The organism is Neorhizobium sp. BETTINA12A (genome assembly GCF_023006485.1).
Classification (GTDB): Bacteria; Pseudomonadota; Alphaproteobacteria; order Rhizobiales; family Rhizobiaceae; genus Neorhizobium.
Genome location: NZ_JALBGW010000174.1, coordinates 1 through 9469, shown reverse-complemented (window position 1 = coordinate 9469; position 9469 = coordinate 1). Strand labels below are relative to the sequence as shown.

Here is a 9469-nt window from a genome sequence, read left to right as displayed (position 1 = left end):
AGCCTGCGCCTTGTAGTGCGCGATCGCCTCCTCCAGCAGGGCGTTGGCGCCCACCCCTTCCAATATCAGCCGATCGCCGGCGCCGGTGCGGATGCGCGGGCTCAGTGCCTCCATCTCGGGGTTCATGGCGATCGCCCGGCCGGAGTCGCCGATCACCGCCGCCGGCAGTCCGAGCATCGACAGCGTTTCGGTCATCGATCGCGCCTCGTTGAAGGCGAGCCGCGACGACATATAAGCAGCCCGGGCGAGATCCGGCTTCAAGAGATCGAGGCGCGCCAGCTGTTCGTCGGAAAAATGCGTCAGGCCCTTGGCGCGCATCAGGGTGATGACGATGACGTGCCCGGTCGGCTCCTGGAAGGCCCAACCCGCCTCCCATTGCATGCCGTGCGGCTCGATGATGTCGCGCTGGATCGCATCATTGGCAAATTCCTCCGCGCTCAGGAGATCGGTGACGCGGACAAACGAAAAGGGCGAACGCTGCATGGCCCGAAGGGGGCGAACATTGTCGAGCCGGGTGTCGCTCTGCACGAACTCGGCAAAGGCGTCCGCGATGTTGGGAGTGGTGACGTAGCGATGATTGCCGCGGCCGTCGACGGTGAAGATCGAGGCGGTGCTGGACCCGGCCTCCAGGGCTATCCTCTCGCAAGTCTCCGTCCAAAGCTCAGGAACCAGGGCTGCCTCGTAGAGGCGGTCTGCCAGCGTGCCTTCTGCATTCATCTAGGTGCCATCGCAATGAATTCGGGATGAAACGGGACTGCGCGGTAATCTTTGACGTTTCTGCAAGTCTTGGCGGTACCGGAAGAATTGCATGAAGCTCCGATTGTTCTCCTTAACTTACTTGATTGACAAGTAATAAAGCTGTGTTTCGAGCAACTTCCCGCGCGCTCCTCGCTCGCCAAGCGAGCAATCGGGCGCTGGACGCGAGCTTTCAACCGGAGTTGCCGGATGTTGCTCCATCTGCCTTGAAGGGGCTTATTCGGGTGCGGCGATCCGGATAGGGCGTGTTCCGACCGGAGCGCCGGTCGCGCGATCGATGGTGACGGGATCGATTTCCGTTCCGGTTTCAGCGTCGAAGAACCGGGTCACCTTGCCCCCGCCGCGATGCTTGCGTCCCCACGCGCCGATCGCAAACAGAACCGGCAGAAAGTCGCGGCCGGCTTCCGTCAGCACATATTCGTCCCGTGGCGGACGGTCGGAATAACGGCGTTTCTCCAAAAGCCCCTCCTCCGTCAGGCCCGAAAGCCGTCCCGTCAGCATGGTCGGCGCGATGCCGAGGCTTTTGCGAAACTCATCGAAACGGGTCAGCCCCGCATGAGCGTCGCGCATGATCAGCATGCTCCACGCGTCCCCCACAAGCGCCAGGCTCCGGGCGATCAGGCAGGGCTGGTCGGAAAGATTCTTCATGTCGATATCTTTTTAGTAGTGACTTGATACGGATTTGATAGTAACTGATCGCTCAACGATGTTCCATCACAAAATGAAAGCGGAGCCGATGAGCAAGAAAAAACGTGGCGTTGCCCTGGTTACGGGTGCCTCCTCAGGAATAGGACTGGTGACGGCGCAGGCGCTGCGGCGGGATGGCTATCTTGTCTTCGGCACCAGCCGCAAGCCGATGCCCGACACGGCGGACGGGGTGACGATGCTGGTCTGCGACGTGACCGACGATGCATCCGTCAAAAATGCGGTTGACGAGGTTCTGCGCCGCGCAGGGCGGATCGATCTTCTCGTCAACAATGCCGGGGTCGGCCTGCTGGGCGGCGCCGAGGAATCCACGATCGACCAGGCGAAGGCCCTGTTCGACGTCAACGTGTTCGGCACCATCCGGATGACGAACGCCGTGCTGCCCGTGATGAGGGGCCAGCAGAAGGGCCGCATCGTCAACCTGAGTTCGATACTGGGGATGATCCCAGCTCCTTTCAACGGCCTCTATGCGTCGACCAAGCACGCCGTCGAGGGCTATTCGGAGTCCCTCGACCATGAAGTGCGGACCCAGGGCATCCGCGTCGTGCTTGTCGAGCCCGGTTTGACGCGCACCGCCTTCGAGGAGAACCTGACGCGCGCGGACCGCCCGCTTTCCGTCTATGATACGGTTCGCGCCGGTGCGGAGCGGCTGATGCGCGAAGCCGTCGCGAAGGGAGATGCACCGGAAGTGGTCGCCGAAGCCGTCCTGAAGGCCGCCAATGCGACATTGCCCAAACGGCGCTACACTGCCGGAAAAATGGCAGGACAGGTCCGTTTCATACGTCGCTTCCTGCCCGAAACCATTGTCGACAAGAACCTTCGGAAGTTCAACGGGCTTCCCGCCTGAGCATTCACCGCAGAGCCCGCCGGCGATGCCGGCCACCACGGAAACGGAAGTCAGTCCGATGAAATCATTCCTGATCGATCGCTATCGCAAAGGCGGCGCCCTGCGGCTCGGCGAAATACCCGAACCGGCATTGCGCGACAACGATGTCATGGTCGAGGTTCATGCCGCCAGCGTGAACGCCCTGGACAACAAGATCAGGGACGGCGAATTCAAGCTTATCCTGCCCTATCGCCTTCCACTGGTGCTGGGCAATGACGTTGCGGGCGTCGTCGTCCGGGTCGGACCCAAGGTCCGGAAGTTCAAGCCGGGAGACGAGGTCTATGCCCGTCCGAGCCAGGACCGCATCGGGACATTTGCCGAGTATATCGCCATGGACGAGGCCGATGTGGCAATCAAGCCCATCAATCTCACCATGGTGGAGGCCGCATCCATTCCGCTTGTCGCGCTGACGGCATGGCAGGTCCTTGTCGAGCGGGCCAACCTGCGGAAGGGGCAGAAGGTCCTGATCCATGCCGGGTCGGGCGGCGTCGGCACCATCGCAATCCAGCTCGCCAAGCATCTCGGAGCTCATGTGGCCACGACCACGAGCACGGCCAATGTCGCTCTCGCAAAAAGTCTCGGGGCGGACGTCGCGGTCGATTACAAGAAAGACGACTTCGAGAAGGTGCTGCAGGGCTACGACGTCGTGCTGAACAGCCTGGGCAAGGATACGCTCGAAAAATCCCTTAGCGTGCTGAAGCCGGGCGGCAAGCTGATCTCGATTTCCGGTCCGCCCGATCCGGACTTCGCCCGGCAGAACGGCTCCGGCTGGCTGCTTCGACAGGCCATGCGCCTGCTGAGCTTCGGCATCAGGCGAAAAGCGGGACGCCGGAAGATCGGCTATTCGTTTCTTTTCATGACGGCGAACGGCGGTCAGCTCGCACAGATCACCTCGCTGATCGAGGCGGGCCATATCCGCCCGGTGATGGACCGGGTCTTCCCGTTCGAGAAGACCAACGAGGCAATGGATTACGTCGAAAAGGGTCGTGCGAAGGGGAAGGTCGTCATCGCGGTGAAGTGACGCCGTTAAGGCTGTAGAAGCCGCGAAACCATTCATACCGAGAATAACCACAAGTCCAGCCCCGCTGCCTTTCGCTGAGCGCAGCGGGATGGTCGCCAATGGCCGACTGGACGACGACAAAGGCCTGTTCAGCGTCCTCCTGTGCAGCGCCAGCCCGGAGCCGGCCCGCTCCATGACGGGCTAACTGTCACCGATCCTTAATTCCGGCTCCTCGGCGCAAATCGCGGCGAGGAAATCGATGAATTGCCGCACTCGGGAGGGCATGCGCCGTCCGGCGGCGGTCACCGCGTTGATCGGGAAGGGCGGCGGCGCATGCTGGTCCAGAATTCGCACAACCTCGCCGGAGGCCAGCACATCCGTGAACAGCCAACTGGCGTGGTGGGCGATGCCGAGACCCGCGAGGACCGCGCCTCGGACATGCTCGGCGTCGTTCGTGCGGAACGCTCCCCCACCGTCGACCGTGACCAGCCGACCCTCTACGTGGAAACCCCACCCGACGACATCGCCCTGGTAGACGTAGCTGATCCGCTGGTGGCTGCGCAGTTCGTCCAACGTTTGCGGCGTGCCATGTTGCGCAAGATAGCGGGCGGAGGCCAAGGTTATCATCTGCATATCGCCTATGCGCCGGGCGACGAGTGCCGAATCCGAAAGCCGGCCGATACGGATCGCGACGTCTATTCCCTCCTCGATAAGGTCGACGTGCCGCCCGGAGACTTCCATCTCGATCGCGATGCCGGGGAAACGGTTCCTGAAATCGGATAGCCGGGGAATAATGAACATCCTTCCGAAGGCCGGCGAGACGGTCACGCGGACTAGCCCCGAGGGCGCCGACCGCCCTTCAAGGATCTTCTCTTCGACGAAATCGAGATCCTGAAGAATGCGGACGGTGGCCTCATAGTAGTCTTGTCCTGCGGGCGTCACGGCAAGGGCACGGGAATTTCTCGCGAGGAGTTGCGTCCCGAGCCGCGCCTCGAGCGCCGCGAGCTGTTTGCTGACCGTCGGCTGGCTGACGTTCAGGTCTCGCGCTGCCTGCGAAAAGCTTCCGCTTTCGACAACGCGCACGAACATCCGCATCGCATCTAGCTTATCCATCACTTTTCATTCCGAAGGAGATCGCTCGGGTTTTCAGACGAAGTCAGAACCGCCACGCGCATAACGACTAATTCCAAGTAAGAATAGATGGTATTCAAAAAGCGTCAATGTCATTCGCCACAGGAATATGGCACCCCCTAGCTCGACCGCCCGGTCACGGGCCTCGAACTGAAAGGAAGAGTTATGGCAATCAAGATCTACGGTGATGCGGGCTCGGGCAGCTTGCGTCGCGTGACGACCGCCGCGAAGATCATGGGCATTGAACTCGAACGGGTTAACATTGACCTGTTCAAAGGCGAGAGCCAGACCGACGAGTTCAGATCGCGCCTCAATCCTCACGGTCTGACACCGGTTCTGGAAGATGGAGACACCATTCTCTGGGAATCTTCTGCCATCAATCTGTATCTCGCCAACAAGGTGAATTCGCCGCTGGTGGGAACCACGCAGGCGGAGCGCTTCCAGGTGCTTCAGTGGATGTTCTGGTCGGGCGAGCAGTGGCGCACCTTCACCACCACGATCTTCGATGAGCGCGTGGCGAAGACGGTCATGGGCCTATCGAAGGACGAGTCCCTCGTCGAATTTGCCGAGGGCAAGATCCGCGCTGCAGCGAGGGTACTCGACCAGCATCTCGAAGGCCGCAAATTCATGGTCGGCAATGCCTTGACCTTTGCCGATATCGATATCGCGGCTCCCTTCTCCCAGGTCGATCGTGCAAAGTTTCCGTTCAAGGAATATCCAAACCTGATCGCCTGGCACGACAACCTTCTCCAGTCGTTCCCGGCGTGGGCGGAGACGAAGGCTGAGGTTGACAACCGCATGGAGAGCTTTCTGGCGAGCGTCGGCGTGGAACTATAATTTCTGGCCCTCCTGTCCGGCTGGCGCGCGTGGGAAGATGGTGCGCTGGCCGGAATCGCGACCATCTCACGAATGGCACGGCGGGCGCCTGCGCTACCTGCTCCGAGCCTCTAGCGTTCCTCGCCCACCGTCAGCGGCCAGTCGACGACGTAGTCTTCGAAATCCTCCACATCGACGTCGTTTTCGCTGACCGTGCGGCCGCGGGCGGAGATCCCGGCCTGGTGCACGGTGTTCGGATCGCCCGAGACCAGCGGATGCCACCAATAGAGGTCCTCGCCGTCGCGGATCAGGCGGTAACCGCAGGTCGGCGGCAGCCAGGTGATCTCGTTGACCGTGGTCGGGGTGAGCTGGATACAATCCGGCACGGTCGCCTGGCGGTGCTGATAGTCCTTGCAGCGACAGCTTTCCCCGTCGAGCAGGCGGCAGGCGACGGAGGTGAAGACGACGTCGCCGGAATCCCAGTCTTCAAGCTTGTTGAGACAACAGAGGCCGCAACCGTCGCACAGGCTTTCCCATTCATTTTGGGTCAGCTGGTCGAGCCGTTTGGTTTTCCAGAAAGGTTCGTCAGTCATCGTGGATATCACATTTGCGGCAGTTCGGAACAAATCCCGATATCTGCATTTTACCTGTTGCGATTTTGATATCGCGCATCAACCATTTGTCAGCTAAAGCTGATTAACGGTGAGAGGCTAGAGCTCTTGATCCCTTGCAGGGACCACGTCAAGCACATCTCATCGAAAGGGCAGGGAATTCCGAAGGTGCAGGACGAGCCAAAGTCATCCGACGACCGGCCGCGCGGCAAGCGCCATCTTCTGCTGCGCATCGATTCCTGGATCGATTCCACCGTCTGGAATCTCGGTTTCCGCCTTGCCGAAATCTGGGAAGAAATCACCATCTTCTTCCGCCGGTTTCGCGTACGCGGCTGGAAGCGCATCGGCTTCGAGCTTGCCGGCGAGGCGATGACACTTGGCACCGCCGGTTTCGTGCTGCTCCTGGCGCTCGCCCAGCCGGCGTTCGAGGAAACCCACGAGGACTGGCGCAATCGTGGCGATTTCGCCGTCACCTTCCTCGACCGCTACGGCAATATCATCGGTCATCGCGGCATCATCCATGAGGATTCGGTGCCGATCGACGAATTGCCGGACCACCTGATCAAGGCGGTGCTGGCGACCGAGGACCGCCGCTTCTTCGACCATTTCGGCATCGACTTCTTCGGCCTTGCCCGCGCCATGAGCGAAAACGCCAAGGCCGGCGGCGTCGTGCAAGGGGGGTCGACGCTCACCCAGCAGCTCGCCAAGAACCTGTTCCTCACCAACGAGCGGTCGATCGAACGCAAGATCAAGGAAGCCTTCCTGTCGCTGTGGCTGGAAGCCAACCTCTCCAAGAAGGAGATCCTGTCGCTCTATCTCGACCGCGCCTATATGGGCGGCGGCACGTTCGGGGCGGCGGCGGCCGCACAGTTCTATTTCGGCAAGAACATCACGGAGGTGAACCTTGCCGAGAGCGCGATGCTCGCCGGCCTGTTCAAGGCGCCGGCCAAATACGCGCCGCATGTCAACCTGCCCGCCGCCCGCGCCCGCGCCAACGAAGTGCTTTCCAACCTCGTGCAGAGCGGGCTGATGACCGAGGGCCAGGTGATCGCCGCCCGCCGCAACCCGGCGACCGTCGTCGACCGCGCCGACGCCAAGGCGCCCGACTATTTCCTCGACTGGGCCTTCGATGAAGTGCAGCGGCTGGCGCAGGCCGGCAAGTTCCACGAACATTCGGTTGTGGTGCGCACGACGATCGACATGGGCCTGCAGCAGGCCTCGGAATCGGCGATGGAATCGAGCCTTCGCGAATACGGCGAGAGCTACAAGGCCAAGCAGGGCGCGCTCGTGATGATCGAGAACGGCGGGGCCGTGCGCGCCATGGTCGGCGGCCGAGACTATGGCGAGAGCCAGTTCAACCGCGCCGCCAGAGCGCTGCGCCAGCCGGGTTCGTCCTTCAAGCTCTATACCTATTCGGCGGCGATGGAGAACGGCTTCAAGCCGGAATCGACGATTTCGGATGCGCCGATCACCTGGAACGGCTGGTCGCCGCAGAATTACGGCCGCGCCTACAAGGGCAAGGTGACGCTGCTTTCAGCCATGGCCCAGTCGCTCAATACCGTTCCGGTCAGGCTTGCCAAGGAATATCTCGGCACCGACTTGATCGTGAAGACCGCCAAGGCTTTCGGTGTCGAAACGCCGCTCAGGAAAGACAAGACCATCCCGCTCGGCACTTCGGAAATGACCGTTCTCGACCAGGCGACAGGCTATGCGGTGATGCCGGCCGGTGGCATGCAATCGCGCCGCCACGGCATCGAGCAGGTTCTCGGATATGGCGGCGACGTGCTCTACGATTTCAACCGCGACGAACCGCCGGCCAAGCGCGTGCTCTCCGAACAGGCGATGTCGTCGATGAACCGCATCCTGTCGCAGATCCCGGTGATCGGCACCGCCCGCAAGGCAGCCCTCGACGGCGGCATCGTCACCGCCGGCAAGACCGGCACCTCGCAGAGTTATCGCGACGCCTGGTTTATCGGGTTTACCGGCAATTACACGACCGCCATCTGGTTCGGAAACGACGACTTCACCTCGATGAACAACATGACCGGCGGTTCGCTGCCGGCCGCGACCTTCAAGACGGTGATGGATTATGCCCATCAGGGCATCGAGCTGCGCGCCATTCCCGGCATCGATAATCCGCTGCCGACCGGAGACCACAAGGGCAATGCGGTCGCCAAAAAGAAGGACGGCACCCCCGATACCGGGTTGCAGGCGCTCGTCCGGCCCCGCTCGCTATCGGCCGAATCCACCCGGCTGCTGCGGCAGATTGCCGGAAAGCTGAAAGAAGCCGGCCGGCTCGGACCTGCCACCGCCAAGGTGGCCGACAAGACCACGACGGGATCGGTCACCGAGGCGCTGCCCGTCAGTTCCAAAAGCCCCTGAGCCCCTGGCTTCCGAGCCTGCCGCGCACGGTCGCGGCGACGCAGAGCGCCGTCACGCCCTCGTGCAGGCCGCCCTGCATCAGCTTTTCAAATGCGATGCGGTCCCTTTCAGCCAATCCGTCATCGGCTCGCGACACCCAGCTGCGGAATAACGCGGTGCGTTCGCCCTGATCGATATCCTGGCCCATCAGGTCGAAGAAGCGGACATAGGTATCGACCGCGAGGTCCTTGACCGGCGGGCTCGTCCAGCCTGGCCGCGCCGCCTGCGGCAGGCAGGTGTCGATCGCCTCGACGACCGCGCGGCGCGCCTCGGTCGGCTGGCTTTCGGTCAGCGTCATGAAGTCGGCGGAAATGGTCTTCGGGCTCGCCGGCCCCTTTTCCTGCTTCAGGTGGTAATAGGCACCCGAAAACCCAGCCGCCACGGCTACCAAGGCGCCGGTCGCCATCATCCATAATCTCATCGTCTTTGCCCCGGAACGTTGTCTCGGGGCGACGGTAGCCAAGGAACAGGCTTGGCGTAGTGCGCGTGGATTCTAGTCACAGGAACCGCTTAAGATAACGTTATCAAACGGTTAGCGGATGGCGCCGGTTGTGCGGGAATAGAACGAAAGGCGCGTAGGCTGGACGAGACTGGCACAGGCGGCGGTGCTCATCTCGGTCGGGCGCGGAATGGAGATCGGTTGCTCAGCCCGTAATTCGGTCGGTCCGGCAAGACTGATTCGGGTCAGGCGGACGCCTGTACCGGAAAGACACAACCCACCCATTCCTTCCCAATAGAATCAATGCTAACCCTCTGACATAGCTGTCCGAGGGCCAAAGCAAACCCGTGTTCCGTGTTCCCTTCCTCATAGCGATCGCGCTCACCATCGCCTTCGGCGGCGGGATATGGTCCACCCTCGTCGCGCTGGATGCCACGATCGGTTTCGGTGCGATCAAGCTCGGCTCATGGGAAGCCTTTCCGCAGGCGCAGACAGCGCAGGCGGACCCTTATGCGAAGTCGCACCGGGCCAATGCCGGCAAGCTCATCTACGCGAGCGCCGAGGGCCTCACCTTCATTGCCTCGGTCGACGAAAAGGGCGATCGCCTGACCGGAAACTGCTCCTACCGCCTCACCGGCCGCCCGCCGCCGGCGCGTTTCTGGACGCTGTTTGCCGCGGCCCCCGGTGCCGCCCCGCCCTTGGCG

Annotated in this window: 9 protein-coding genes and 1 pseudogene; 5 read left to right on the top strand and 5 right to left on the bottom strand. The window is 62.0% G+C overall.

All coding sequences use genetic code 11. The features are described from left to right. Together MOV61_RS25585 and MOV61_RS25580 are read right to left on the bottom strand one after the other, a co-directional pair. Positions 1–717 (bottom strand): annotated as a pseudogene (locus MOV61_RS25585) (hypothetical protein); the annotation flags it as partial. A gap of 255 nt (positions 718–972) precedes the next feature. Next, on the bottom strand, positions 973–1404 hold the full coding sequence (locus tag MOV61_RS25580) for a helix-turn-helix domain-containing protein (RefSeq protein ID WP_038541217.1): 432 nt from the start codon (positions 1402–1404) through the stop codon (positions 973–975). A gap of 88 nt (positions 1405–1492) precedes the next feature. Here MOV61_RS25580 and MOV61_RS25575 point away from each other — a divergent pair, with 88 nt between their 5' ends. Continuing rightward, positions 1493–2308, top strand: a complete 816-nt coding sequence (locus MOV61_RS25575) for an oxidoreductase (protein ID WP_247138600.1) — start codon at positions 1493–1495, stop codon at positions 2306–2308. 58 nt (positions 2309–2366) lie between these two features. Further along, on the top strand, positions 2367–3368 hold the full coding sequence (locus MOV61_RS25570; RefSeq protein ID WP_247138599.1) for an NADP-dependent oxidoreductase: 1002 nt from the start codon (positions 2367–2369) through the stop codon (positions 3366–3368). A gap of 180 nt (positions 3369–3548) precedes the next feature. Here the strand turns inward: MOV61_RS25570 and MOV61_RS25565 are convergent, their stop codons facing one another. Next, positions 3549–4442, bottom strand: a complete 894-nt coding sequence (locus MOV61_RS25565; protein ID WP_258718992.1) for a LysR family transcriptional regulator — start codon at positions 4440–4442, stop codon at positions 3549–3551. Between the two features lie 201 nt (positions 4443–4643). Between MOV61_RS25565 and MOV61_RS25560 the strand changes: the two genes are divergently transcribed. After that, a complete protein-coding gene (locus MOV61_RS25560; RefSeq protein ID WP_247138597.1) occupies positions 4644–5315 on the top strand; it encodes a glutathione S-transferase family protein in 672 nt (223 codons plus the stop codon). A 110-nt stretch (positions 5316–5425) separates the two neighbouring features. Here MOV61_RS25560 and MOV61_RS25555 read toward each other — a convergent pair whose 3' ends face one another. Beyond that, complete coding sequence (locus tag MOV61_RS25555) at positions 5426–5887, bottom strand: YcgN family cysteine cluster protein (protein WP_038584943.1); 462 nt, start codon at positions 5885–5887, stop codon at positions 5426–5428. 186 nt (positions 5888–6073) lie between these two features. Between MOV61_RS25555 and MOV61_RS25550 the strand changes: the two genes are divergently transcribed. Continuing rightward, positions 6074–8287, top strand: coding sequence for a transglycosylase domain-containing protein (locus MOV61_RS25550; protein ID WP_247038787.1), 2214 nt, complete (start codon positions 6074–6076; stop codon positions 8285–8287). Here MOV61_RS25550 and MOV61_RS25545 read toward each other — a convergent pair. After that, entirely contained in the window at positions 8268–8735 is a 468-nt protein-coding gene (locus tag MOV61_RS25545) for a hypothetical protein (protein WP_247138596.1), read from the bottom strand. The two genes, MOV61_RS25550 and MOV61_RS25545, sit on opposite strands and share 20 nt — an antisense overlap. Before the next feature lie 377 nt (positions 8736–9112). Here MOV61_RS25545 and MOV61_RS25540 point away from each other — a divergent pair. Beyond that, the coding region (locus MOV61_RS25540; RefSeq protein ID WP_247138594.1) for a DUF1214 domain-containing protein at positions 9113–9469 on the top strand (357 nt) is incomplete at its 3' end.

What these genes read in the sequence shown, in the direction of transcription:
- MOV61_RS25580 (WP_038541217.1), bottom strand. Translation starts at nt 1,404, where the DNA reads ATGAAGAATCTTTCCGACCAGCCCTGCCTGATCGCCCGGAGCCTGGCG.
- MOV61_RS25570 (WP_247138599.1), top strand. Translation starts at nt 2,367, where the DNA reads ATGAAATCATTCCTGATCGATCGCTATCGCAAAGGCGGCGCCCTGCGG.
- MOV61_RS25575 (WP_247138600.1), top strand. Translation starts at nt 1,493, where the DNA reads ATGAGCAAGAAAAAACGTGGCGTTGCCCTGGTTACGGGTGCCTCCTCA.
- MOV61_RS25560 (WP_247138597.1), top strand. Translation starts at nt 4,644, where the DNA reads ATGGCAATCAAGATCTACGGTGATGCGGGCTCGGGCAGCTTGCGTCGC.
- MOV61_RS25555 (WP_038584943.1), bottom strand. Translation starts at nt 5,887, where the DNA reads ATGACTGACGAACCTTTCTGGAAAACCAAACGGCTCGACCAGCTGACC.
- MOV61_RS25565 (WP_258718992.1), bottom strand. Translation starts at nt 4,442, where the DNA reads ATGCGGATGTTCGTGCGCGTTGTCGAAAGCGGAAGCTTTTCGCAGGCA.
- MOV61_RS25545 (WP_247138596.1), bottom strand. Translation starts at nt 8,735, where the DNA reads ATGATGGCGACCGGCGCCTTGGTAGCCGTGGCGGCTGGGTTTTCGGGT.